Source organism: Sphingobacterium micropteri, from assembly GCF_014692515.1.
Taxonomy (GTDB): domain Bacteria; phylum Bacteroidota; class Bacteroidia; order Sphingobacteriales; family Sphingobacteriaceae; genus Sphingobacterium; species Sphingobacterium micropteri.
Map to the genome: position 1 here is coordinate 1 of NZ_JACOIK010000040.1, position 515 is coordinate 515.

Below are 515 nucleotides of genomic sequence, written 5' to 3' on the forward strand. Positions count from 1 at the left end.
TGGATATTACGGTTCGATTAGTGCCATTGATTTCGGTCGGATGATGCCAGCGATTACGGTTCAAAAGATGCCATTCTATTTAGATATTGCTGATTCCCGTTACGGTTCGAATGGTGCCAATATCGAATAGTTTTTTTAGATGAACGAACGCTTTAACCAAACGATTACGTTTCGTTTTGTGCCACTATAATAGATCAAGGAATTACCTTGCCGCTTGAAAAAAGAATAAAGCGACATGGCCCACATACTTGATCCGATGGACTTAAAACAAATAATTACCCTACATCTTGACGGAGCCAGCAACCGAAAGATAGGCTCTACACTGGGTATCTCCCGTAACACGGTAAATACTTATATGCAGTTGTTTTCCGCGAGCGACTATTCATTGTGCATATTCCGCACTATACTACACCACCATTCCGCTCCAAAGTACACCAGCGATTCCGCTGCAAAATACACCACTTTGGTGTAAATTTTTAGCAGCCTAATTATAAGTTGACGGTCTTTTAAACTGA

General features: G+C 41.0%; 1 protein-coding gene. It reads left to right on the plus strand.

Annotation, left to right across the window (positions count from 1 at the left end):
* The first annotated feature begins 256 nt into the window (after positions 1–256).
* On the plus strand, positions 257–472 hold the full coding sequence (locus H8B06_RS20745) for a LuxR C-terminal-related transcriptional regulator (protein WP_223857828.1): 216 nt from the start codon (positions 257–259) through the stop codon (positions 470–472).
* The last annotated feature ends 43 nt before the right edge of the window (positions 473–515 follow it).

Coding starts and splice junctions, on each gene's coding strand:
- H8B06_RS20745 (WP_223857828.1), top strand. CDS start 257: ATGGACTTAAAACAAATAATTACCCTACATCTTGACGGAGCCAGCAAC.